The sequence below is a fragment of the Photobacterium sp. SP02 genome (genome assembly GCF_038519165.1).
GTDB classification, from domain to species: Bacteria; Pseudomonadota; Gammaproteobacteria; order Enterobacterales; family Vibrionaceae; genus Photobacterium; species Photobacterium halotolerans.
Map to the genome: position 1 here is coordinate 21,764 of NZ_JASJOJ010000036.1, position 25,789 is coordinate 47,552.

Annotated in this window: 18 protein-coding genes and 1 pseudogene; 5 read left to right on the forward strand and 14 right to left on the reverse strand. The window is 52.4% G+C overall.

Features of this window, described 5'->3' with window-relative positions; translation table 11 throughout:
• Window positions 1-135: 135 nt before the first annotated feature.
• The 5 genes from P0Y67_RS15050 to cmoM form a co-directional block, all read right to left on the reverse strand.
• On the reverse strand, window positions 136-1,176 hold the full coding sequence (locus tag P0Y67_RS15050) for a hypothetical protein (protein WP_342392526.1): 1,041 nt from the start codon (window positions 1,174-1,176) through the stop codon (window positions 136-138).
• 359 nt (window positions 1,177-1,535) lie between these two features.
• Window positions 1,536-5,999 (reverse strand): chromosome partition protein MukB, encoded by a 4,464-nt coding sequence (gene mukB, locus P0Y67_RS15055; RefSeq protein ID WP_342392539.1) that lies wholly within the window; start codon window positions 5,997-5,999, stop codon window positions 1,536-1,538.
• Window positions 5,996-6,724 (reverse strand): chromosome partition protein MukE, encoded by a 729-nt coding sequence (mukE, locus tag P0Y67_RS15060; RefSeq protein ID WP_342392527.1) that lies wholly within the window; start codon window positions 6,722-6,724, stop codon window positions 5,996-5,998. The genes mukB and mukE overlap by 4 nt, the downstream gene beginning before the upstream one ends.
• Window positions 6,705-8,033 carry a chromosome partition protein MukF gene (mukF, locus tag P0Y67_RS15065; protein WP_342392528.1) on the reverse strand — a complete coding sequence of 443 codons (1,329 nt, stop codon included), beginning with the start codon at window positions 8,031-8,033 and terminating at the stop codon, window positions 6,705-6,707. The genes mukE and mukF overlap by 20 nt, the downstream gene beginning before the upstream one ends.
• Window positions 8,034-8,083: 50 nt before the next feature.
• The gene (gene cmoM, locus P0Y67_RS15070) at window positions 8,084-8,878 is read right to left on the reverse strand and encodes a tRNA uridine 5-oxyacetic acid(34) methyltransferase CmoM (RefSeq protein ID WP_342392529.1); all 795 of its coding nucleotides are present in this window, start codon (window positions 8,876-8,878) and stop codon (window positions 8,084-8,086) included.
• Between the two features lie 117 nt (window positions 8,879-8,995).
• Here cmoM and elyC point away from each other — a divergent pair, with 117 nt between their 5' ends.
• Entirely contained in the window at window positions 8,996-9,808 is an 813-nt protein-coding gene (gene elyC / locus P0Y67_RS15075) for an envelope biogenesis factor ElyC (protein WP_342392530.1), read from the forward strand.
• Between the two features lie 237 nt (window positions 9,809-10,045).
• Window positions 10,046-11,434: an L-cystine transporter gene (locus P0Y67_RS15080; RefSeq protein ID WP_342392531.1), complete on the forward strand. Its 1,389-nt coding sequence runs from the start codon at window positions 10,046-10,048 to the stop codon at window positions 11,432-11,434.
• A 73-nt stretch (window positions 11,435-11,507) separates the two neighbouring features.
• On the opposite strand, the gene P0Y67_RS15085 is transcribed toward P0Y67_RS15080, so the two are convergent.
• Window positions 11,508-13,292: a sigma-54-dependent Fis family transcriptional regulator gene (locus P0Y67_RS15085; protein WP_342392532.1), complete on the reverse strand. Its 1,785-nt coding sequence runs from the start codon at window positions 13,290-13,292 to the stop codon at window positions 11,508-11,510.
• A 284-nt stretch (window positions 13,293-13,576) separates the two neighbouring features.
• Here P0Y67_RS15085 and exaC point away from each other — a divergent pair, with 284 nt between their 5' ends.
• Complete coding sequence (exaC, locus tag P0Y67_RS15090; RefSeq protein ID WP_342392533.1) at window positions 13,577-15,097, forward strand: acetaldehyde dehydrogenase ExaC; 1,521 nt, start codon at window positions 13,577-13,579, stop codon at window positions 15,095-15,097.
• A 104-nt stretch (window positions 15,098-15,201) separates the two neighbouring features.
• On the opposite strand, the gene kdsB is transcribed toward exaC, so the two are convergent.
• The 5 genes from kdsB to P0Y67_RS15115 form a co-directional block, all read right to left on the reverse strand.
• Window positions 15,202-15,948: a 3-deoxy-manno-octulosonate cytidylyltransferase gene (gene kdsB, locus P0Y67_RS15095; RefSeq protein WP_342392534.1), complete on the reverse strand. Its 747-nt coding sequence runs from the start codon at window positions 15,946-15,948 to the stop codon at window positions 15,202-15,204.
• Window positions 15,948-16,127: a Trm112 family protein gene (locus P0Y67_RS15100; RefSeq protein ID WP_027253299.1), complete on the reverse strand. Its 180-nt coding sequence runs from the start codon at window positions 16,125-16,127 to the stop codon at window positions 15,948-15,950. Before P0Y67_RS15100 ends, kdsB begins: the two co-directional genes overlap by 1 nt.
• Window positions 16,108-17,121: a tetraacyldisaccharide 4'-kinase gene (gene lpxK, locus P0Y67_RS15105; protein ID WP_342392535.1), complete on the reverse strand. Its 1,014-nt coding sequence runs from the start codon at window positions 17,119-17,121 to the stop codon at window positions 16,108-16,110. Before lpxK ends, P0Y67_RS15100 begins: the two co-directional genes overlap by 20 nt.
• A 14-nt stretch (window positions 17,122-17,135) precedes the next feature.
• Window positions 17,136-18,893: a lipid A ABC transporter ATP-binding protein/permease MsbA gene (gene msbA, locus P0Y67_RS15110; protein WP_342392536.1), complete on the reverse strand. Its 1,758-nt coding sequence runs from the start codon at window positions 18,891-18,893 to the stop codon at window positions 17,136-17,138.
• 143 nt (window positions 18,894-19,036) lie between these two features.
• Complete coding sequence (locus tag P0Y67_RS15115; RefSeq protein WP_342392537.1) at window positions 19,037-21,337, reverse strand: DNA internalization-related competence protein ComEC/Rec2; 2,301 nt, start codon at window positions 21,335-21,337, stop codon at window positions 19,037-19,039.
• A 44-nt stretch (window positions 21,338-21,381) separates the two neighbouring features.
• On the opposite strand from P0Y67_RS15115, the gene P0Y67_RS15120 reads away from it, so the two are divergent.
• Window positions 21,382-21,891, forward strand: coding sequence for a DUF2062 domain-containing protein (locus tag P0Y67_RS15120; RefSeq protein ID WP_027253303.1), 510 nt, complete (start codon window positions 21,382-21,384; stop codon window positions 21,889-21,891).
• A 209-nt stretch (window positions 21,892-22,100) separates the two neighbouring features.
• On the opposite strand, the gene lolE is transcribed toward P0Y67_RS15120, so the two are convergent.
• The 3 genes from lolE to lolC are packed head-to-tail and all read right to left on the reverse strand — an operon-like array spanning window position 22,101 to window position 25,232.
• Window positions 22,101-23,345 carry a lipoprotein-releasing ABC transporter permease subunit LolE gene (lolE, locus tag P0Y67_RS15125; protein WP_342392540.1) on the reverse strand — a complete coding sequence of 415 codons (1,245 nt, stop codon included), beginning with the start codon at window positions 23,343-23,345 and terminating at the stop codon, window positions 22,101-22,103.
• On the reverse strand, window positions 23,342-24,031 hold the full coding sequence (lolD, locus tag P0Y67_RS15130; RefSeq protein ID WP_342392538.1) for a lipoprotein-releasing ABC transporter ATP-binding protein LolD: 690 nt from the start codon (window positions 24,029-24,031) through the stop codon (window positions 23,342-23,344). The genes lolE and lolD overlap by 4 nt, the downstream gene beginning before the upstream one ends.
• Window positions 24,024-25,232, reverse strand: a complete 1,209-nt coding sequence (gene lolC, locus P0Y67_RS15135; protein WP_342392541.1) for a lipoprotein-releasing ABC transporter permease subunit LolC — start codon at window positions 25,230-25,232, stop codon at window positions 24,024-24,026. The genes lolD and lolC overlap by 8 nt, the downstream gene beginning before the upstream one ends.
• Window positions 25,233-25,420: 188 nt before the next feature.
• Here lolC and P0Y67_RS15140 point away from each other — a divergent pair.
• Window positions 25,421-25,789, forward strand: a pseudogene (locus P0Y67_RS15140) (PilZ domain-containing protein); the annotation flags it as partial.

Sequence of the window (25,789 nt, forward strand, 5' to 3'; positions counted from 1 at the left end):
ATTGATCTTGTGTAAAAAGCTAAAAAACCGCATTTTCAGCATTATCGACTAGCTGTTCAGCAGAAATTCAAGCTTGTGACAAAAAGAAACCGGTCGAACAAAGTCGACCGGTTGTGTTTACATCAACCCGGTAACTCAGTAGATATCATAGTTACCGTCTGCGTTATCTGTCACTTCAACATCGTAGCTGCCGTAACCGGAGAATTCAGGGATAGCGTCATCGACATCGCACATGATTTCGAAGTCATAGTATCCTTTCGGAATACTGGCCATACCGTAAGAATAGCCCCCGTTATCATCCTGACTTGCAGTGGTCACGTAATCAGGATCACCTGAGCTTGGACCATCGGAATCAGATTTAAACAGATAAATCAGTTTCAGGCTGTCCTGAACGCAAGCCGAATCCAGGATCTCACCCACGACATCGATAGCATCCAGTTTATTGACCAGCCACATCCCTTTGCCAGAAAGCCCGTAAGCACCGTTATCTTGCATATCAAAGGCGCTGTATGGGTCAATCATCATGGAATAGGTCTGCGGGTAGCCATATTTGTCTTTCAGGTTAAAGCCGGCAAATTCCAGCTTACCGCCCAGATCAACTTTCTTATAGTCACCATCATATTCCTGAACATAGGAGTAAGGGCTACCGGTACTGATATCGATATCGCCATCAAGATCGACATCATAACCGCCACCGTAACTACCCTGGTCGTTAATATTCAGGGTCACACTGACATAATCATCTACAGGCAGGCCCACACCTTTCAGCAGATAGGCCAAGTCATCACTCATATTAAGTAAGTCGATCAGCACCATGCCTTCTGGCAGCGCATCACTGATGATTTCTGATGGTGGCACACAATCAGGATCTGACTTCAGCGCCTCTTCAATCACTTCATTGGTGTATTCAATAATATTGCCGGCACTGCCTTTAATTTCCAGACCCGTAATGGCCAGACACACTTTGCGTGGGCCATCATAACCGTCACCAGGATTACCCGGGCCGCCGGGATCACCAGGGTCCGTACCCGGGTTTTCAGGGACTTCAATAGTAACGGGCACTTCCTGCTGACCATCTGAATCCAATGGTGTATTCGCAGCCGTATCCGCACTGTCTGAATCACTACAACCCGCCACTGCCATCATGGCGAGCATTAATAGAATTATACTTTTCATGTCATCACCCCTACGACAAAACTTATTCATTCGTTATTCACTATTCACCCAACCCGGCCGCCACGCCTGAAACATGCATTGAGTGGTTAGTCAGATGGCCGACTCCAACACTAAAATTCTAGGCACTTTACCGAGCCCCAAAGCGCTATCGACTGTGACACTAACGATTGAGAAACAGGTCTTAGGAACAAGACAAAACTGACCGCATGATGATGCAAAAGCAGGATAAAAAGAGGCGAAGGGATCGCTCAGACAACGCTTGAAACAAAAGCCCTCAAGTCAGAGGGCTGGAGAGAACAGGATAAAGATAGGACAAAAAAACCAGCATGTTTCCATGCTGGTTTTTGTTTTCGCCGATTTTACGCCGGGTCTAACTCGAGTTGTCTGCCCGGTTCCGGCTCACCTTTCGGTTCCTGGCCAAAACCACGCAAACCCACCACATGCACGTGTTCCCGATCTTTAAAGATCTTACGCACCAGCTTGTAGGTGGTGCCCTTCTCCGGACTGATGTTCTCTGGTGCAGCAATCAGCAGCTGCATGTCCAGACGATCACACAGCTCGAACAGGGTAGCGATAGACTTGGCATCCAGTCGCGCGGCCTCATCCAGGAACAGCAGACGGCATGGAATAATGTCTTTACCGCGCAGACGGCGGGCTTCTTCTTCCCAGCTCTGCACAACCATCAGCAAGATAGCCTGACCTGTACCAATGGCCTCACCGGTTGACAATGCGCCCGATTCCGCCTGCAGCCAGCCATCTGTGCCACGGTTCACTTCAATGCTGAGTTCCAGATAATTCCGGTAGTCTAGCAGTTCCTCACCCAGGGTTTGCGGTGAACGCTGACCCATATCAATATGCGGATTCAGTCGCTGGAACAGCTTGGCAATGGCTTCAGAGAAGGTCAGACGATTATTGCCGAACAAATCCTGATGCTGATCCTGCTGATCGGCAAGACCCGTCAGCAAAGATTCATGGGTTTCGCGCACGTTAACATTCAGGCGCACCCCTTTCACCTGACCAAAGCTGATGTTCTGCAGACCCTGGTTCAGCATCTTGATGCGGTTTTGCTCGCGCATGATGGTCTTGCGGATGATATTCGCCACACTGTCTGAGCTGATAGCCAGACGCTTTTCACGTGCTGTCAGCTCTTCTGTCAGACGCGCCAGCTCAACTTCCATCTCTTCGATGGCCTCAACCGGATCGTCGGTACGAATAATATCGTGACGAATCCGCTCACGCAGATGCTGATACACAGCTATGTAGAACAGCACTTTTCGTTCCGGACGCGAGACATCTTCAGAAGCACGCAGTGCATCCCGCAGCGTTTCATTATCGGCCACGGCCAGGCGCAGTGCGCCCAGGGCTTTATCTGACAATGAACGCAGTTCGTCGGCCGTCATGTAAGCCATTTCGCGGCGATGCAGACGACGTTCAACATCACTTTCTCGTGCCAGACGCAGCACGGCACACCAGCCCGCTTTGGTGTTCACCACCAGGGTGCGTAAGTCGATATAGTCTTTTTCCACCTTGCGCAGGCGCTTCACCAGCGTGCGCATTTCCATATCCATTGACGTGGTGGCTTTTTCCAGCTCGCTGCGACGGTTACGGGAACTGTGCAGACGCTCATGCAGCTCATCACGACGCAGACGGGCGCGTTCTTCCGCTTCTAGATCGGCGCGAACACCCAGTTCCTGCAGCTCGCGTTCGAATTCCTGTACGGTTTCCTGCTTGGCCTGATGTGAACTTTTCAGCGACGCCAGCAACTGGTTGTACTGGTTGCTCTGAGTCTGTGCCTGTTTCAGGCTCTCACGGTGACGGGCACGTTCGCGTTCCGCCGTTTCCAGTTTGGTTTTCAGTTGCTCGTTGAGCTCAGAGCTCTTGCTCAGCAGCTCAACCGCATCGGCATAACCAAAGTGGTGGCGACGTTCAACCAAATCAGCCAGGGCAAAAATCTGGCTTTTCAGTGTCTGAAGGGCCTGGTCCGCATCCTGATACTCGGCCTGCATAGCATCAAACCGCTCAGGGTCGGTATCCAGTGCCGACACCAGAGTTTCCAGCTCTTCCAGTGCCTTGCCGTGACGCTCAAGGTAATGGCGTGCTTCGTCAATCTGGGCAAGCTGCTGCTCCACCTCTTCAAGGCGGGCGGCGATCGTCTCATCTTCTAACAAGGCCACGACCGGCTGCAGTTTAGATAACAGCGATAACCCTTCACGTGCAGCGGTGAGCTGGCTGCGCTGCTGCTGCTCGGTGGCTTCGGTATCATTTAACTGACGCTGAATCTGATTGCGTTTTTCACGCGCAATGCGAATTGCTTCTTCCGGATCGGCATCAAACGCAATTGCCAGATGGCTGGCGACAAAGGCATTGAAGCTCTGGTACAAACGCTGAAGTTTCTGCGCATCAAAAGAGGCCTTGGCGTGATCCTCAACAATCTGATCACGCTCTTCGCGTAAAATAGCCAGACGCTGCTCGCGGGCGGCCCGGCCAAACAGTGGTACTTTCGGGAAACGGGAATAACGCAGCTGCTGCTTGTTCAGCTGAACGCACACTGCGCCTTCCAGTTCGTCGACAACAAAACTGCTGTCATCAAACGAGTCCGCTTCACCTTCGATGATATACAGATCGTCCGGGCAATCATCCAGCCCGGAGAGTTTCTCGCGGACAGACGCAATATCCTGCACTACGATGGCATGGCGTGCAGGACCGTACATGGCACTGAAATACGGCGCATCATCAATCGTGATGTCGTCGTAAATCTCAGACAGTAAGGTGCCGCCCAGCACATCGGCAATCACACGCAAACGGGAATCATCGCTGCCGCCCGGCAAGGCCAGACGTTCGATTTCATTTTCTACATTTTGCTTGCGCACCGCCAGCTTGTCTCTGGCATGAATGGCGTCACGCTCAGACTCCAGCGTCTGGTGCATGGCCGTCATCACCGCCTGGCTGTCGTACAGATCCTGGCCAGATTGTTCTGCCAGTTTTTCCAGCGCATCACTGGCAGCAATCCAGGTCGGTGCTTTGCCTTCCTGCAGGCTGATGTCTTTCGCCAGCTGCTGTTCCTGGCGGCGCAGTTCACTGCGTTTTTCCACCAGATCAGACTGATTCTGCTCCAGGCTCTCTAAGGTCGCTTCATGACGGGCCTGCTCTTCAGCCAGCACCAGTTCGCCATCAATCTCAACGGCAAAACGTTTAGCGTAAGTGTCTGCCAGTTCCTGGGCCTGACGCTGGTGACGCATGCTGCGCTCCAGATCGCGATACTGCGCACTCAACTGTTCACTGCGCTGAGCAATCATTCGCAACTCGCGGCCTGTCGCCAGTAATTCACGGGCTTTTTCACCTGCCGAGGCACGATCAACAGCACCGGCAATGGTCACCACCAGCTGCAGACCGCGCTCAAATTGCTGCGCCGCGGCTGCAGACATATCCAGCTTGTGTTTGAGTGCCAGCAATGCCGTGGTTTTACTGTCTTGCTGCTGTTTCAGACCGGACAGCAGTTCAGCGGCATTTTCCTGGTTCACCGTGTCATCGGCCGAAATCTGACGGGCCTTTTCCAGCGCCTGCACGGCTTGCTGGTACTGTAAGGCGCGGGTTTGCTGTGCGTCCAGTGCCTGCTGATAATCAGCCAGCTGAGATTTCAGGCTGTCGACCTCGTCTTCACTGAGCATGGCCTGTTCTTCCGCCAGTGCCAGTTGCTCGGCCGCTTCTTCAACAATCATGACCTGCTCTTCAAGACGCTCAGTCAGCTCGAGAAGATCATCACGGTAACGCTCTATTTTTTCCTGCTGACGAACGGCTGTCTGAACCAGTTGCAAGTGATCCGACGCCGCCTGATGATCCTGCTCCAGCGCACTCTCGTTGTCTTTCAGCTCGTCAAGCTCTTGCGACATATTGCCGAACACCTGCTGTTGATCAATCAGCGTCTGGCGTGAGCCCAGCAATTCGCTGCGCAGGCCAAGTGTCTGTTCCAGCTTGATACGGCGCTCGTTGGCATGACGCATATAATCGGCAGCCACATAATTGGTCGCTTCAGTGATCAAGTGTTTAAACAGATCACGATCGCTCTGGGTCACTTTGATCGCTTCAAGCGTCATGCGGTTTTCACGCAGCGCGGCTTCCATATCCTGGAAGGCTTTCTTCACGCCCGAGTTATGCGGCAACAGATAATCACGCAGCGAGCGTGTAATAGCACTGGAAATACCGCCGTACAGCGATGCTTCGATTAAGCGGTAGAACTTAGACCTGTCGGTACTGTTGCGCAGCTTCTTCGGCAAGACACCGAATTCAAACATCTGCGTGTGGTAATCCGTGACAGAAGAGAAGGTTTTAAACTGCACACCTTCGTACTGAGACACGGCATCTTTCACTTCATTGATCTGTCGCACTCGTGCCTGGTTCTCAGACAGGGTTTCCACCAGAATATCGGTCGGTTTCACCGCTGACGGTAAGCCTTGGATCAGGAAAGGCTTGATGTCGACTTTCTTGTCCCGGCCGGCAACCTGCTGCAGTTTCACCGCAAAAATAATGCGCTGGTTCTTGGAGTTGACGATATCGAGCGCAGAATAACAGGCGCCAGGCTTGAGCTTGCCGTGTAATCCCTTATCACGGGAGGCATTAGAACTTCCCGCTTCAGTGGTATTACGAAAGTGCAGCAGGCTCTGATCCGGGATCAAAGACGTGATAAACGCAGCCATGGTGGTGGATTTACCCGCACCATTACCGCCGGAAAGTGTGGTGACCAGTTGGTCAATATCAAATGTCCGGGCAAAGAAGCCGTTCCAGTTAACCATGGTCAGAGATTGGTACTTACCGCGCTCCATCAGGCGTGTTCCTCTTGCTCGGTTTCTTCATCACTTGCAGTGTCGTTCGGTTGCTCTGCCTCAATCAAACTGGATTGAGTCGGCAATTGCTGATGCACTATGGCTTCGCCGTCACGGATCAGGCGAAGCTGAGCTTCTCGAATATCATCACTGTTACGCACATCTGCACCAAAGCGGAATACCGCTTCACTGATGCGGAATTTACCGCTGTCGCCCAGCATGATCACCATACCCAGACGGCGCATACGGCGCAGGGAGGTTTTCACTTTATCGAACAACTTTTCGCGATCCAGATCAGAGCCTGACGCCCGGTTGGTCACCAGCTTCATGAGTTTCTTTTCATCGGCTAACGACAAAAGCTCATCAAACAGTTCCTGATTGGTAAATATCCCCTCATGGGCCAGACGTTCAGGGCTCAGATACAGGAAGCACAGCACTTTGCCTACCAGCATATCCAGCTCAGACAGCACAGAGCGGCCAATCAGCGAGGTGGAGCGGGGACGCAGATAGAAGAAGCCTTCCGGGGCTCTGACCAGTTCAGCGTTATAGCGCTTATAAAACAGCATCAGGTCCTGCTCAAATTCCAGCAAAAAAGCATGATTATCCAAATCTTCGCCGGAAACATGGCGGCCCGAACGCAGTGCATTATCCAATGCCGGGAACAAGGGGTTGGCAATGGCTTTGGCCAGATTCTCTGGCATAAATTCTTCAATATTTGTCAATGACATTGGCTTGTACCTTGGCTCCGTAGTCGTTGATCAGTTCCCAATCAGGCTGAATCGCACTGAAATCCGACTCGGAATAACCGAGCCTCACGGCCTGATCGACAATAATACGAGCTAAATCAAAATGTTGTGCATGGGAATGCTGGCTCAGGTATTCCCGGATCAAGGCGCCCAGATTAATGGCAGCGCCCTGAGATTTATGGATATCCAGCATTTCAGCAATTCTTTCACTGAGCTGATCATTGACCTGGCTCAGTTCTTCAAATTCAAGCGTTTCCGGCACTATGCCAGTCACTTCATCGTCGCGCAGGACCAGTTCTTCATCACGCATGTCGAGCAGGCGGTCAGCATCGGCGTAAGTGAGCTGCCATGGCGCATCGAAAAACTCGGCGACCGACTGGCGCAAGCGCTGGCTGAAGGCACGGTTTTTGTCCATATCAATGGCGGTACGGATAAACTTATGCACATGACGGTCGTAGCCGATCCACAAGTCTATTGCCTGCTGGCCCCAGTTGATGATCCGGTCCAGTTTTGCCTGCAGCGAGTACACCATGCCTTCGACATATTCCAGCTCAAGATCCGAGGTTGTGCTTACCGCATCCTGAATGGCAAGCAGCTGGGTTTGCAGCTGATCACCGGCAGCTTGCAGAGTATCCTGAAGCTCACGCAGCGTACTGGAGGTTTCATTCAGCAGGCTTTCACAGTTGGTGATGGCTGCACGCCAGTCCTGATTCAGCAGTTCAGCAATGTCTTCTTTCACCTGCTGCTGCTGCTCGTCCATGGTGCGCTGGTTCAGATCGATACGATCAAAAATCTCGGCCACTGAATATTTCAGTACCGCATAGACGTTGATCTTCCAGTGCTGTTCATTGCCGCCTTCATGGGCAGCGACCGCCGCTTTGGTCAGCTCATCGGCCACCATAGCCAACTGAATCGACAGCTTCATCGATGAGAATTCGCGATGACGGGCGTAGTAATCGGCAATACCCAGTGCCAACGGACTGAGCCGGTAAATACTGGCCCCTTCTGTCATTTCACTGGTAAAACGGGAAATCAGACGCTGGCGCACCAGTTCGTTGATTGCGTTATTGGCGCGGAAAACCAGGGTGTCTTTCGACTGGTCAAACATATCGCTCACGATTTTGAACGCATCGACCAGTTCACCTTCCCCCAGTTCCTCATCCAGACGCTCGCCGCTTAACACGGCAATCGCCAATAAAAATGCCAGTCTTTCCGTTGGCAGGTTAAGGGCGAATTCATGTTGTTTCACCCAGGTCACCAGCTCAGGAACAGTCTGGGATTGGTCACTCATCCGTTGTCCTTATTTGTTAGATTTATTACTTGCAACCGGCTTTATGTTTCTTACTGCAACGGTTTCTGAGCGTATACATGGATATACCGCCCTAAAGATAAATACGGTTCCTGACGACAAAGACGCTGCTCCATCGCCAGTAATTGTTCAAGACTGTACTCGCCCACCCTGTCGGTACGCATGTAATCATGGAAAGTCCTTACTCCGGTTTTACCCAAAATGGTAAAACCGCCTTCCGTGAGCCATGCATACACCTCTTCCGGTGTCTGTGCCGACTGGGGCTGAAGCTTGAATCGTTTGCGGTGTGGCATCCCTTGTTCTACGTGGGTTAGATTACCGCAAATCAGGTTCTTAAACAGCAAGCCATTATGGTTATAAAACATGACGGACACTATCCCGCCCGGTTTCAGCTGCTTCATCAGGTGTTCGAGTGCTGCACGCGGATCGCTCAGCCATTCCATTACCGCATGGAACAAAATCAAATCGACCGGCTCATCCAGGTATTGATCAACCTGCTGCACCGGACAATGTATGAGTCGATATTGCTCAAGCAGGCCATTTTTGGCAATTTCCGCACCTGCCAGTTTCAGCATTTCTCCAGAAAGATCACATAAAGTGATTTTATGACCACGTTTCGCAATTAATTGCGACAACTGTCCCATTCCGCCGCCAGCATCCAGCACATGCAATACTGTGCCCTGCGGTGCTGATCTCGCGTCAAGGGTATGTAAAATCTGCTCCAAATCTTGCCATACGACAGTCTGACGGATCAGCCCTTTTGCTGTACCGTAGATGTTTTCTGAGAACTTTTGGGCTAAATCATCAAAATTTCGATCTCTGATCACGTCAGTTTTCGTTATGATAGTGGCCTAGTCAGATGCTTATTGTGTCACAAGCTTTAGAGTAATAAAGACTTGGAGCGCGTATTCAAGCTCAATTGCTGAAATTTCGGACGACCTGATATGTTTGAACTGAAAAAAATCTTGTCAGCTTTTTTGATGCCCCTACCTTTGCTGCTGATCGTGGGCATCACAGGGCTGATGATACTCTGGTTTACCCGCCGGCATAAGTTAGCCGGATACATGCTGGCCGTCTCCTTATTGGGTATTTTCCTGGTTGCCTTTCAGCCTGTCTCCAGCAGCCTGCTGACCCCTTTAGAACGCCAGTATAAAGGCTATATTCCGTCCGGGCAGCCGGTTGACTACATTATGGTGTTAGGCAACAGCCATGTGGTCGACAAAGATCTGCCTATCACCTCTGAGCTGTCACGCGCCTCACTGATGCGCCTTGCTGAAGCCATACGTATCCATAATCTGTCACCCGGTTCCAAAATCATCCTGTCAGGCTATGACGGAGGCACTGAAATCAGTCAGGCCAGAATGATGGCAAAAGTGGCCATCGCATTAGGGGTGAATAAACTGGATATACTTCTGCTGGAAACCGCAAAAGATACCTGGGAAGAAGCCTTTCAGGCCGCTTCTGTGGTCGGTAAACGCAACCTGGTTCTTGTGACCTCAGCCAGCCATATGCCGCGCGCCATTGCCGAATTCAGCCAGGCGGGCTTGAGCCCGATCCCTGCCCCGACAAATTATCTCGCCAGTGATGAAATCCACCAGCCTTGGCTGAAATACGCACCTAAAGCCCAGTATCTGGAACAAACAGAGCGATTCTGGCACGAAACGCTGGGCAAATGGTGGCAGAAATTGCGTGACATGGCCGACAGCGCCGCGCCTGTCAATGTGGTGCAACCTGTCGCTAACAACACCGCCGCCTGAAACCCTTCAATACAACAGCCAGCTCATTGCTGGCTGTCACTGCACAATAATTATCCTTCAATAGGTTACAGCTTAACCAATATTCCATTTGGTTTTAACATGTTCGATTTTTGAATAGTTAAAGTAATTAGGAAACATTCCTTAAACTCCGCTTAATCCCTATGATGCTGAAAACATTTTTTGACAGTTCTGCGCAACATGTTATGCAGGCTGGATACCTTATGAATAGAGAGAAGTATGTTTCTAATCGTGAACCTGGCGGTATTTGCACTGCTGATTGCCTTTCTGGTGAAACAACAAAACAGTGCTCAAACCCTGTCCAAGCGTGTGTTTACCGGTCTGGGACTGGGTGTCCTTTTTGGTGCGGCGCTGCAGTTTTTTTACGGCGCCGGGCATGAAGCCATTGCAACCACGCTCAAGTATGTCGGTATTGTCGGTTCAGGCTATGTCAGCCTGTTAAAAATGATTGTGATGCCTTTGATCATGGTGTCGATTATCGCCGCTATCGTCAAAGTGAAGAATGCCGGTTCACTGGGCAAAATTTCAGGCCTGAGCATCGGCATCTTGCTGGCAACCACAGCCGTGTCTGCACTGATAGGTATTCTGGTCAGCAACATGTTTGGTCTGAGCGCTGAAGGCATTGTCCAGGGCGCGCGTGAAATTGCCCGTGGTGAAGCACTGCAGACCCGTCTGGCCTCGGTAGAGACCCTGTCTCTGGCTGACATGATTATTTCTTTCTTCCCGGGTAATCCGTTTGCCGATTTGGCAGGCAGCCGTCCAACCTCAACCATTGCGGTGGTGATCTTCTCGGCCTTCATCGGTGTCGCCAGCCTGACCGTTATCCGCACTCAGCCAGAACTGGGCAAGAGCCTGGAAACCTTTGTGAATGTAGCTCAGGAAGTGGTCCGCACTCTGGTGCGTATGGTGCTGGCTCTGACACCATATGGCGTACTGGCACTGATGACCAAAGTCGTTGCCGGCTCGAACTACAGCGACATTCTAAACCTGCTCAACTTCGTGGTCGCTTCCTATGTAGGCTTAGGCCTGATTCTGGTCATGCACCTAATTCTGGTCGCCGGTGTCGGTGTCAACCCTGTTCGCTTCCTGAAAAAAATCCTGCCGGTGCTGACGTTCGCCTTCACCTCACGTTCCAGCGCAGGCACCCTGCCGCTGAACATTGAGACTCAGGTGAAAAAACTGGGTAATGGTGAAGCCGTTTCTAACTTCTCTGCCTCTTTCGGTGCCACCATGGGCCAGAACGGTTGTGCCGGTCTCTATCCGGCCATGCTGGCGGTGATGATTGCCCCGACCCTTGGCATTGACCCGCTGGATCCGGGCTTCATGATGACCCTGATTGCGATCGTCACTATCAGTTCATTCGGTATTGCCGGCGTGGGTGGCGGGGCAACATTTGCTGCGATTATCGTTCTGTCTGCGCTGGATATGCCGGTGGCACTGGCTGGCCTGCTGATTTCCATCGAGCCATTGATTGATATGGGCCGTACTGCGGTGAATGTCAGCGGTTCGATGACCGCCGGTACAGTGACATCCCGGGTTCTGGGACAAGCTGACAACAGCATTTTCGACAGCGATGAAGAAATCAGTGGCGAGCGGGCCAACGCCTGACGAATCTGAATACCGTTATCAATCCACAGCCCGGTCAATGACCGGGCTGTTTGCATTCAGGGCTGACAAGCCTTTACGACGCCATACCCATTTTTCGTAAGCGCCGGTACAAAGTATTGCGGCTGATCCCCAGCACTTTCGCGGTACGGGAAATATTGCCGTCGTTCGCACGATAGGTATCAAGCAGGGTCTCTGAAATCGTGGCCTCAAGTTTACTGGCCGAACCTGAGGATTCATTCACCATGGCGTCAGGTAATTGTGCCACCAGATGCTGAGGCAAATGCGCTTGTGTTAACTCAGCTTCGCCTTCTGCCAGCACCGCCGCGACTTTGAGCGTATTATCCAGCTCGCGAATATTGCCGGGCCAATGGTAACTCGCCATCCGCGCTGCCAGTATCGGGCAGACAGACATAGTCGATTCACAGTATTGCCGCAAAATGGCTTCCGTCAGTGCCGCTTTGTCCTGCCGCTCCCTTAAAGCCGGTAAGGTCAGAATCAGGCCGTTGAGCCGATAGTACAAATCCTCGCGAAAATGGCCTTGTGCCACTGCTTCTGCCAGGTTTTTATGGGTCGCTGCTATGATGCGGATATCCACGCTTACCGGCTGATTTGCACCGACCGGGATCACTTCTTTTTCCTGCAAAACATGCAGCAAACGGGTTTGTGCCGTTAAAGGCATGTCTGCGATTTCATCCAGAAACAATATCCCTTTATCCGCTTGTCTTATGCGTCCTTGCTGTCCCTGGCGGCTTGCGCCGGTAAAGGCACCCGGCACATACCCGAATAATTCAGACTCAATTAAAGCGGGCGGTAACGCACCACAGTTAACGGCGACCAGTGGCGCATGCCGCCTTGAACTGTAACGATGCAGCTGTTTCACAAATTCGCCTTTGCCTACTCCGGTTTCACCCAGTACCAATAAGCTGATGTCTTTCTCGATCAGCTTGCAGGCTTGCTGCCAGGCGCGCTCGATTCTGTCATCACCAAAGTGCAGCGGGCAAGATGGCGACAAAGTATTGGCATGGCGATAACCCGAGACAGAGGCTGGCATTATTCGGTGCTTTTCAAAGATCAGAGACTGAGCATCGGCCGTGCCTTTCCGGGTATCGGCCATAATCTCATCCAGCTGACGCCCCAATACCTGTGTCTGTCCCAACAACCGTTCTGCCACCGTATTGTGAGCCAGTATCCGCCCTTCTTCATCTGTCACCAATATCCCCTGCCAGCCTGTTTGCAACAAGGCTTTATCACAAGCTAAATCGATACGCATCATGGCATTAGGCAACTGACACAGCAGGGCATTTTCAACCAGTTGCACCATATTCTGTACCAGGAGCCGGGTTTGCTCGGAATGCACCTGCTGTTCACTGGTAATATCCAGCACACCAAGCAGTTCGCCGGCAGCACTGAACACTGGCCCGGCCGAGCAACTGATAAAGCGGTGCTGACGGATAAAATGCTGGTCGCCAACCACTGTGATGAATTGCTTCTCGGTCAGTGCATTACCTATCGCATTGGTTCCTTTTACCCCTTCCTGCCAGCAGACTCCGGACTCCAGTGAAATGGCAGTAAGGCGTTTTTCAAAACGGACCTGTCCCCAGGCTTTGATGATCACGCCTTCAGTGTCACCCAGCAACAGCCGGCTGTTGGTTCCGGCAAAGACCTGATTAAACAGCGGCACGGCAAACTGTTCGACAAGCTGAATCAGCTTACCAGCCTGCGCACGCCGCTCGTCCAGCTGTTCATTGTTCAGCCGGATATTTTCCGGTGTTTGGCTCTCATTCAAACCCGCTAACTGGCAACGACGCCAGGAGTCAGTCAGCCAGTCTACCTGTGAAGTACTTGCTTGAGTCGGCATGTTCAAGTGTTCCATTTTGGTACAGTGTTCCACAGGTTACTGATAAATAACGGAACACTGGCAGCGGTCAGACACAATGATGCCGATGACTGCATCAATATTGAAAAATTTTATTAATCATAGCGTTACATTTATTTAACAACAAGTCTGCCCTGTTGGCCTGTAATTTGCCATATCTGTCATGAAGGCAAACAGCCTGAGTCAGGCTATCACCATGAAAATATGGATAAAAAAACGCACGCTGACTCGTTAGCTCATCACATCAACAGGAAAGGGATATTGCTATGATCTACGCTCAACCAGGTTCCGCTGACGCTATCATCAATTTCAAGTCTCACTACGACAATTACATTGGCGGCAAGTGGGTTAAGCCGGTTTCCGGACAATACCTGGCGAATGTCTCGCCGGTTAACGGCAAGGAATACTGCCAGGTAGCCCGTTCCGGTGAGGCTGATATTGAGCTGGCTCTGGATGCCGCGCATGAAGTTCGCGCCCAATGGGCCAGCACCAGCGTGACAGAACGATCCAATATTCTGCTGAAAATTGCCGATCGGATTGAAGCCAATCTGGAAATGCTGGCCGTGGCCGAATGCTGGGAGAATGGCAAGCCGGTGCGCGAAACCCTCGCCGCCGATCTGCCTCTGGTGGTAGATCACTTTCGCTATTTCGCCGGGTGTATCCGGGCGCAGGAAGGCTCAGCGGCAGAACTGGACGCCCATACTGCCAGCTACCATTTCCCGGAGCCTGTAGGCGTTGTCGGCCAGATCATTCCCTGGAATTTCCCTATGCTGATGGCCGCCTGGAAACTGGCGCCGGCCATGGCTGCAGGCTGCTGCGTGGTTCTGAAACCCGCTGAACAGACACCCACCTCAATTCTGGTGTTGATGGAAACCATAGGTGACCTGATCCCGGCTGGCGTGGTTAACGTTGTCAACGGCTATGGCAATGAAGCCGGTCAGGCGCTGGCCACCAGCAAGCGCATTGCCAAACTGGCTTTCACCGGCTCGACGGAAGTCGGTCATCACATTCTGAAATGTGCCGCCGATAGCCTGATCCCTTCCACCGTCGAGCTGGGCGGCAAGTCACCCAATGTGTACTTTGAAGACATTTTCGATCACGAAGATGCCTATCTGGATAAATGTGTGGAAGGGTTACTGCTGGCATTCTTCAACCAGGGAGAAGTCTGCACCTGCCCGTCCCGCGTGCTGGTACAGGAGTCTGTCTATGATAAATTCATCGCTAAGGTCATAGAGCGAGCCAGTACCATTCAGCAAGGCAACCCGCTCGATACAGAGACCCAAGTGGGCGCGCAGGTATCTCAGGAGCAATTCGATAAGATTCTGAGCTATCTTGAAATCGGGCGTCAGGAAGGGGCGGAAGTCCTGTTCGGTGGGGATATCGCCAGACAAAACGGAGAGCTTGCATCCGGTTATTACATTTCCCCTACCCTGCTGAAAGGCCACAACAAGATGCGTGTGTTCCAGGAAGAGATCTTTGGCCCTGTGATAGCCATTACCACCTTCAAAGATGAAGCCGAAGCGCTGGCGATCGCTAATGACACCGAATACGGTCTGGGTGCCGGAGTCTGGACCCGGGATGCCAACCGCGCCTACCGGATGGGGCGAAGCATTGAAGCTGGCCGGATCTGGGTGAACTGCTACCACGCCTATCCGGCTCACGCTGCTTTCGGGGGCTACAAAAAATCCGGGATTGGCCGCGAAACCCACAAAATGATGCTGGATCACTATCAGAACACCAAAAACCTGCTGGTGAGCTATGATGTCAATCCGCTGGGTTTCTTCTGATATACAACTTTGCCTGAAACCATACCACTACTAAAGACGGTGGCTCAGGTGACAATAAAAACAGCCGGCCTGGTGGCCGGCTGTTTTATTTCGCCAGATCAATCTTACTTAATCAGCAAACGGACTTTTGCCAGATCTTCCGGGGTGTCTACGCCAGCCGGAGGCGGATCAATGGCGACATCGACGTGAATTTTTTCGCCGTGCCACAACACCCGCAGTTGCTCTAACGACTCAATTTTCTCAAGTGCACTGGGTTCCCAGTTGATGTAGGTATTGATGAAACCAGCCCGGTAGGCATAGATCCCGATATGGCGCAGCAGGCTCTGATGGATCTCCTGCGGGCGTTTGGCAAAGTTATCGCGATCCCAGGGAATGGAAGCACGGCTGAAATACAGCGCGTAACCGTTTTTATCCATCACCACTTTGACGGCATTCGGGTTAAACACTTCATCGGCATGGTCAATCTCAACCGCCAGGGTAGCCATAGGCGCGTCACTGCGGGCCAGATTGTCCGCCACCTGACGAATGATACTTGGCGGGATCATCGGCTCATCGCCCTGAACATTCACCACTATCTCGTCAGCAGCCAGTTGGTATTTCTCGACCACTTCCGCCAGACGTTCAGTGCCGGATTCATGATCCGCGCGCGTGAGGCACACCTCGCCGCCAAAGCTTGTCACCGCATCCGCGATGCGCTGATCATCCGTCGCGACAATGACCTGCCTGGCACCGGCTTTACTGGCTTGCTCGTACACCCACTGGATCATAGGTTTCCCGGCGATATCTGCCAGCGGTTTACCCGGCAAACGGGAGGATTGATAACGGGCCGGAATAATGACAGTGAATGCCATTACATCACCTCATCGGCACTCAAAGTGCGCGCTTCCGGCTCCAGCAGAACTGGAATGCCGTCATTAATCGGATAAGCCAGACGATCAAATTTACAAATCAGTTCATTATTGTCTTTATCAAAGTGCAGTTTGCCTTTGCATACCGGACAAGCAACGATCTCAAGCAGACGGTGATCCATATTCTTCCTTCACTTCTATAATTTTGTTCAGCAATTCGATTGACTGAGGCTCTGAGAGTTTGGCATCAACAGGCAGATACCACCAATTTTGCCGGGCAAATGCCTGACACTTCACCGCATCTTTTTCAGTCATCACCAGGTGTTCACCCTGCTCCGCCAGCGCTTCCAGTTCACTGGCCTCAAAAGCCTGATGATCCGGAAAAGCCTGACAATGAACCGGGGTCACGCCCAGCGTATTCAAGGTGGCAAAAAACCGTGGCGGATGACCGATTCCGGCCATGGCCACGACATTTTGCAGGCTGTCTGGTGCCCGGCGTTCACCCGTCAGCAAATTCACCAGCTCACCGGGCTCAAGGCGCATGGCAATTTCGTTACGCCGGGCATCGCCGCCATTGCAAATCAGAAAGTCGACCTCGTTCAGTCGGTCGCAGCGCTCGCGCAGCGGCCCCATAGGGATCAACTGTGCATTGCCGAAGCGGCGATTACCATCAATAACGACAATCTCAATGTCTCTGGCGAGCGCGTAATGCTGAAGACCGTCATCGGTGATAATGACATCGACGTCCTTTTCCAGCATCTGTACCGCTTCTGCCCTGTTCGGGGAGACCACAACAGGGGCACAGGTACGACGGGCAATCAATACCGGCTCGTCACCCGCTTCTGCCGTTGTTGTGCGCTCATTGAGGCGCAGCGGGTAATGGTCCGATTTGCCGCCATAACCCCGGGACACCACGCCGACTGTCAAACCTTGCGCCTGAAGTTGTTCCACCAGCCAGATAACGACCGGCGTTTTACCGTTTCCGCCTGCGGTAATATTGCCGACTACCACCACAGGAACGCGGGCACGGTATGCCACTTTTTTACCGGATTGGAATGCATAACGACGACAACGGCTAATCCAGCCAAACAGCTTGCTTAATGGCCATAAGACAGGTGCCAGCGCCCACCCTGCCGGGTGGCGCTCAAACCAGATTTTTTCAATCAGATTTGCCATGAGACCCGCTCTGCTTATTCGCCAAACTGGATTCGGTGCAACTGCGCATAGGCGCCGTCTTTTTCCAGCAGCGCGGCATGGACACCGCGTTCGATGATCTCGCCTTCGTCCACCACCAGAATTTCATCGGCATTTTCAATAGTCGACAGGCGGTGTGCAATCACCAGCACGGTTTTGTCTTTCTGCAACTCATCCAATGCTGCCTGAATGGCGCGCTCAGATTCTGTGTCCAGCGCCGATGTGGCTTCATCGAGGATCAGCACAGGCGCATCGCGCAACAGGGCACGGGCAATCGCGATACGCTGACGCTGACCACCGGATAAGCTGACGCCGTTTTCGCCGATCACCGTATCCAGACCCTGATCCATCGCCTGAATAAAGTCCATGGCATAGGCCAGTTCAGCGGCTTTCTCTATATCTTTACGGCTGTATTTATCACCACTGGCATAGGCGATATTGTTGGCTATGGTGTCGTTAAACAGGTGCACGTTTTGCGACACAATCGCCACCTGATCGCGCAGGTTGGCCAGTTTATAATCATGGATGTCACGCTCATCTATAGTAATCAGGCCCGAATCTATGTCATAGAAACGGGTGAGCAGATTGGCAATCGTACTTTTACCCGAGCCCGAGCGGCCAACCAGGGCCAGCGTTTTACCCGCCGGCAAGTCAAAACTGACATTGCGCAGGGCGGGAGTATCTTTGGTCGGATAGGTAAAGGTGACATCTTTAAAGGCCACATCCCCTTTCACGCGCTGGGTTTCGTAAGTACCGTGATCTTTTTCAGTTTCCAGCTCCAGGATGCCGAACAGCGTCTGGCACGCCGCCATACCACGCTGAAACTGAGAGGTGACATTGGTCAGTGCTTTCAGCGGGCGCATCATGCCGAACATGGCACCAAAGATCAGGGCAAAAGTACCGGGCGTCAGTTCACTGCGCAGACTTTCGGTATTGGCCAGGATCAGCACAGCCACCAGCGCCATAGACGCAATCAGCTGAATAACAGGGTTGGCAATGGCCTGAGCCGACACCAGTTTCATCGTCTGCTGACGCATGCGATTGCTGACGTGCTCAAAACGGTTTTTCTCGACCTGCTGGCCGCCGTAGCTCAATACCACTTTGTGCCCTTTCAGCATCTGCTCGGCCGATGAGGTCACAGAACCCATGGTGTCCTGCATATTTTTAGAAATGCGGCGAAAACGCTTTGAGACCACGCGAATGCTGACAGCCACCACTGGGGCAATCACCAGCAAAATGGCAGACAGCTGCCAGCTGTTCCAGAACATCATCCCCATCAGCGCAATGATCGTTGCGCCTTCGCGGACAAGGCTGACCAGCGCACCACTGGTTGCGGAGGCAACCTGCTCGGTGTCATAGGTAATTCGGGATAAGAGCGCGCCGGATGATTCTTTGTCAAAAAAACTGACCGGCATCGTCATGAAGTGGTTAAACACCTGCCGGCGCATATTCATCACAACATTGCCGGAGACCCAGGACAGGCAGTAAGTGGAAACAAAGCCGCTCAAGCCACGAACCAGCATCAACCCCAGAAGATAAAAAGGCATCTTGGCCAGAAAATTGGAGTCCACACTGTTCAGACCGCCAAAGCTTTCATCCATCAAAGGTTTGATCATTGATAACATCAATGCATCACTGGCTGCATTAATGATCAGCGCGATAACGGCAGCAATCAAACCCGCTTTGTATAAGCTGATTGAAGGCCAGAGTCGTTTGAACGTATCCCAGGTGGATTGATCGTTAGCTTGTATCATGTAAAACCGATTGTTATCTGTTAGTGGCGGTTATTCTACTCGTTAACGAGTCATGCACCAAGTAAGTTACAAGGCTCTCGTGCTTCTTAAATCCTGAAAAGCGATGCTTTTTTATCCGTTCGAGCCCAATTTGAGAGGCTCAATCAAGGCCTGAAAAGTGGTTGATACCAGTGTTGCCGGCTGTCTTTACGATAGCGTGTGACCGCCACTTCGCCCTGTTCAATACGCATGCTGACCTGGCCGTCTTGTGCTGTATCCAGCCAGTGCAGACCCTGCAACAGGTAACGGTGTTTTACCTGTTCAGCCGGTAAGGCCCAGGGGCTGTATTTTCCTGCAGAGACTAAGGCGTATGTCGCCTGCAACGAATCTAACCAGGTCTGAGTGGACGATGAGTTACTGCCGTGGTGGGGCACCAGCAATATATCCGCTTTCAGATCCGGCTCCAGCCTGGCGAGCAGCAATTCCGAAATGGCATCAATATCACCGGTTAACAACAGCGATGTGTCAGATTCCGGGTGTAGCCACTGATCACTCACCTGTATCACGCAGGAATGCGGATTGGCGGCTTTCGTTACCCTTTTCGGCGGCCAGAGCACCTTGAAAGTCAATCCCTGCCAGCGCCATAAGCGGCCACGAACACAAGGCGCGAAGCCCTCGCGCTGGTCACTGCTGCGCAGCCAGGCCGGATTCAGACGTGCGATGACATCTGATGTCCCGCCGGCATGATCGGCATCGGCATGACTGAGAATGAAACCGTCCAGATGGCGAATGCCCTGCCGTCTCAATACCGGCTCAATAACCGAGAGGGCCATGCTTCCTTCCGGCCAGCTATTTCCGGTATCGTAAAGCACGGCTCTGCCCTGCCGTTGAATCAGTATCGCCAGCCCATGCCCGACATCCAGCATATCGACCTGCCAGCTGTCAGGAACAAGCGTTTGCGACTTGCTCCAGTCACTGACTCCCCACAGCGTCAGGACCAGACTCAACTGCAGACACAGAAAACGTCGCCAGGGCAGAAGCCAGCACAGCACAATACCCGTCACCATGGCCAGCAGGACGATAAACAGGCTTTCAGACAATGGCCACCAGGCCCCTTCCGCCAGACTTGCCAGGGCGATAACCGGATGCAGAGACCAGTCGGCTAACTGCCAGAACACACCTGAGAGGCCGGGCACTGTGATAGTGACCACGGCCAGCAGGACACAAGGTACAGTCACCAGACTGACCCAGGGCACCGCGAGTAGATTGATCAGCGGCGCCGCCAGTGAGATCCCGCCAAACCAGACCCACTGCAACGGCAGCATTAACCCCAGCAGTGCCAGTTGCAGCAGCACATAAACACGGACTGTTTCGCGCCATGGCACTCGGGCCTGCTCAGCCTGCTTTCGTCGCCGGATACCGCCAGTATTGGCCAGATACAGAACCAGCACAGCGCCAAATGACAACCACATTCCGGCCGAGTAGGACGCCAGCGGGTTAAATATCAGGCAACTGGCCAGTATCACAGACCATAATTGCAGTCCGCTCCACACCACACCGCAACGAATCATCAGCAGACATAAGACCGATGTCAGTAAGGCGCGCTGAGTGGGAATACTGAATCCGGCCAGCCAGGCATAGCCATACGCCAGCAATAACGCCAGCCAGAAGGGCAGCCAGAGCCAATGCCTGGACTCAGGCAAGGTACCCCGCACCCGGCTTCCGACGCCCCATCCAATCACCACAACCAGCCCGATATGCAGACCGGATATCGCCATGAGATGTGCCAGTCCGCTGTCGCGAAGTATCGACCAGTCATCCTGATCTAAACCGTCTCTTTCGCCAAAACCGAGCGCTAACAGATAGGCCCGGTAGGTGAAACCCTCTGTTTGCCGCACCGCGCGATCAAACCAGCGCTGGCGCAAACTCATAGTGTCATTTTGCGACAACAACGTACCGGCAATGACTGTCCCAGTACCATGGATCCCGTTCCCCACCGCGTAACGTTCGGCATCAAATCCTGCGGCATTTGCCCGTCCGCTGGGGCGACGAACCCGGATATCCAGCTGATACCGTTGCCCTTGTTTCAGATCCGTCACCGCCGGCCAGTCAAGCAATAAACGGATCGCATCTTTTCGCAGAAGATCGCGTTCCTTCACACTCTCAGCAACAAAAATGAATCGCTTATCAAGAATATTATGATTAATTAGGCTGCGAACTTCGCCAACTATGGTAATATTCCCGCGCTCATGAGGAAGGCTATTGACTGCCTGGCTATAGTCAACAGCAGTTACCCAAGCCCAGAGCCCACCTATTGCGATCGCAAGAAACAAGTTGATACGCAAACAGAAAAATATCGCTCCACCTATAATCATGGCTGTAATAAACCATTTGTAGTCTGGTAAGGATTGCCAGTAGTGAAGTGACAAAACGCCAATGGATAAACCGGCTGTCATCTGAAACATCATGACAACCTGACGCTAACAGCCATTAAAAATAACGACCGACGATGCCAAGACAACTGATAAAACGTTTCTTGCCCAGCCCAGAGATGATTAAAAACCACAAGGCTTTGAAAGTTTTTGGTACTGTGCTGCATAACCCTAACCTGTGGTGTCTGAACCGCCGGTCCGCCTCTGGCGCATTCGCGGTGGGACTGTTTATGGCATACGTCCCCTTACCCAGCCAGATGATCATGGCTGCAGGGTTAGCCATTCTGTTTGGCGTCAATCTGCCGCTTTCCGTTTCTCTGGTGTGGATTACCAATCCAATTACTATGCCAGTCATGTTCTACGCGGCATACAAGCTCGGGGCATGGCTGATGAACGTGCCCTACCAGCCTTTCCATTTCGAACTGTCCTGGGCCTTCCTTGAACAGCAGATGAGCCAGATTGGCCCGCCGTTTCTGCTGGGTTGTTTTGTCTGCGGGACGATTTGCGCATTGATTGGTTACTTCGGCATTCGTGGATTCTGGCGTTATTCTGTTGTCCGCAGCTGGAACCGCCGCCGCTTCCGCTAATCAACAGGCTCGGAATAAGCACCAGGGATTAACCATAAAAAACCTCGCCAATGCGAGGTTTTTTTATAACGTATATTAATGGGATGCAGAAAAACACTGTCTGTTTGGAAGCCAGGTATTATCGATTACCGACTTTGCATCATGGACATCAATACTTTTTCGGCCTGATTCACAGTGCTCCGCCAATATAAGCGCCAATTTACCGACATTTATTTTGCACTTAATACCTGTGCGGGCTGGAGTGCACTCGCCCTGCGAGCCGGATACCAGGTTGCCAGCAGGCTCAGCACAATGGCTGTCACCATCACGATCACCACGTCATGCCATCTCAGCTCTGTTGGCAGGAAATTCACGAAGTAGATGTCCCCTGATAAAAACGGATGGCCAATCAGTTTTTCCACAAAATGCGCAATCGAAGTCAGGTTCAATGCGACCAATGATCCAAGGCCTGCCCCGAGCAGGCTGCCAATCAGGCCAGACAATAAGCCATGCCAGACAAAGATCATTTTAACCAGACGATCACTTGCGCCCATAGTTCGCAAAATAGCGATATCTGCCGCTCTGTCTTTCACCGCCATCATCAGCGTTGAAACAATATTAAAGCAGGCTACCCCTATCACCAGTACCATCACCAGATACATGATGGTGCGCACCAGTTGGATATCGCGATAAAGATAGCCATACTTCTGGGTCCAGCTTTTTAAGTAGACATACACAGGTAAGGTATATCCGACTTCTTTCACTATGTTGGTGGCATCCAGCACCTGGTCCACACTGATCGAAATACCTGAAACGCCTTCCCCCATGGCAAGGTAATCCTGGGCATCTTGCAGAGGTACCAAAGCAAAGTTATGGTCAATCTGACCGCCCAACGCCAGCACGCCGGCAACCTGCAGACGAATGCGCTTCGGGGCTTTGAGCTGATTTCCGCTATCACGGTTTGGCAACATCGCAGAGATCCAGTCACCCACCTTTATCCCGAGCAGATCCGCAACGCCCTGACCAAGAATAATGTGTTTCTGACCTGCCTGAAAATCTTGCCACGCACCGTCTTTGACATAGCCAGGCAAGGCGCTGACCCGGGTTTCCTGAACAGGATCGACCCCTCTGACTTCAACCGCTTTGAGCTGTGTGCCCTTTTCAAGCAAGGCCGTAAATTGCACATAAGGCGCCGCCGCTTTGACTCTGGGGTGCTTTTCAACGGTTTCCAGAACAGGTTGCCAGTCGGTGAATGGCGGTTTCACTGCTTCCAGTTCACCATGAGGGATCACCGCCAGTACCCGGTTTTGTAACTCACGTTCAAAACCATTCATTGCCGAGAGGCCAATCACAATAACCGCCACGCCCACTGCGATACCGAGAATGGAGGAGATTGAGATAAAAGAAACCAGTCGGTTTCGCTGCCGGGCCCGGCTAAAGCGGCTGCCGATAAAAAGAGACAGTGGTCGCATCAGGCCACCTCAAAGGCCGCCAACTGGCCATCCTGCATATGCAGACAACGATCAAGTTTGCCGGCCAGTTCATTATCATGCGTGACCACCAGAAAAGCGGTGCCCGATTCCTGATTCAGTTTGCGCATCAGATCGTAAATTTCCAACGCGGTTTTATGATCCAGATTCCCGGTCGGCTCATCCGCCAGTACCAGGGCCGGCTTATTCACCAGTGCCCGGGCAATGGCGACCCGCTGGCGCTCTCCGCCACTGAGCTCTGATGGCCTGTGGCTGGTTCGGTGGCTCAAGCCCACCTGGTCCAGAATCTGTCTGGCCTGATCTTTGGCTGCCGCAGCTGAGACACCGCCAATCATCAAGGGCATAGCGACATTTTCTTCCGCAGAGAAATCAGACAGCAAATGGTGAAACTGATAGACAAAACCTATGTCCTGGTTGCGTACTCTGGCCTGTTTATTGGCGCTCATGCCATTGAGTTTCTGGCCTTTAAAGTACACATCTCCTGCCGTCGGCGCATCCAGCGCCCCCAGTAAATGCAGCAAGGTGCTTTTGCCCGATCCCGATGACCCTACAATCGCCACCAGTTCCCCGGCTTCGATTTGCAGGCTGATATCATTCAGTACCTGGGTTTCCAATTGGGCTTCACGGTACACCTTGCTCAGATGCTGGCATACCAATAACGAATCACTCATAACGCAAGGCCTCAGCAGGACGGACAGCTGCCGCCCGATAAGAAGGGAAAAGGGTCGCCAGTAAACTCAGACAGATCGCCCCGATAATCACGATGGCAACCTGGAATGGCTTCACATCGACAGGTAACGAACCGCCTAAGCTCGCCAGATCAACGCCCAGCAGCGACAAAATACCATTAATATTCAACGCCAGCAGGGTGCCCAGTATGCCGCCGGTCACAGCACCTATCACACCACTGCTGGCTCCCTGCACAATAAAGGTCAGCAATACCTGCTGACTGGTCATTCCCTGTGTTTTCAAAATAGCGACTTCAGCCTGCTTTTCCATCACCACCATGATCAGGGCCGAAATGATGTTAAAAGCCGCGACGCCAACCACCAGTCCCAGCATCAGCCCCATCATGTTCTTTTCCATTTTCACCGCCTGAAACAGCTCACCGCGCTGATCCCGCCAGTCCGACCAACGAAAGCCATCGGGCAGATCAGACAGAGCGAGCTCTGTGACGCTAAAGGGATCATCGAGGAACAAGCGCCAGCCGGTGAACGCTTCGGGTTTGTAACGTAACAGACGGCCTGCATCGGCGATGTTGGTTAACACCAGCGATTTATCGACATCAGACCCTGTGAAATAGATGCCAGACACAATAAAATTGCGCTGACTGGGAATACGCCCCAGAGGGGTATAGACGCTGACACTGGTCACCATCAGGCGGACTTTATCCCCGACTTTAACCCCCAGTTGCTGCGCCATGCCATTACCGAGAATTACCCGGTAACTGCCCGGTGTCAGATCAGCAAGCTGCCCCTGCACCATGTGAGCAGCCAGCGGCTCATAGCCCTCCGGCTCTACGCCCAGCATAGCTCCGGCCGCCAGCGCACCAGCACTTTGCAACACGGCCTCAGCGCGGGTTAACGGCACCACCCGGTTGACCTGAGGCAAGGCAGACAACGCAGCAGGCGGCGCGTCAGGCTGAGTAAAAGGGCCATCCTGCTGAGTGATCAGCGCCTGCGGCAACACACCCAGAATGCGGTCTTTGAGCTGCTGCTCAAAACCGTTCATCACAGAAATGACAATCACCAGCGCAAGCACACCTATGGTGATGCCTGCGGTGGACATTGCAGAGACAAAGCGGCTGAAACGGTCACCCGAACGGCCTTTCAGATAGCGCAGCCCAATAAAAATAGGCAATGGATGAAACATCATTCAGTCTGGAACCATCCTGTTAACAGTGGTCAAAAGCATACCTGCTGCTGGCTGTGATTACCATGCAACTTGGTCAATCTCATGCAAAAAGAGTGGCTAAAAATCAACCTGTTGAGACCTCTAACTTGCCCGTTAGGCGATGCTAAGTGATAATCGAAGAATAGTTAACAAATCACGAGTGTGACATGAATCAGGACGAGTACTTTTCAGTCCATGCAGGGCTTACCATTAATGTTGAACCTTTGGGGGAACATGCTGTGCTGCCCGATGACGCCGAATTTCTGCGGGAAATTCCACCTCTGTTTCGTGTTGCCAGTGAATGTAGCGAACTGGAAGGCAGTGCAGAAAAAATGCTGCAGCAGGACAATAAGACAATGAACCGGCCACTGCTGGATTACCTTGCGGCGCAGAACAATAAGATAAATCTGCTGCTCTCATTTGTGCTTTCACAGCAAGATGATCCAACCCTGCGTCATACCACGCAAACCTTCGGGGCCAGCCTGTGTGATCGTCAAACACGCCAACCCTTGCGGTGTGGCGCTGGGAGCCAACCT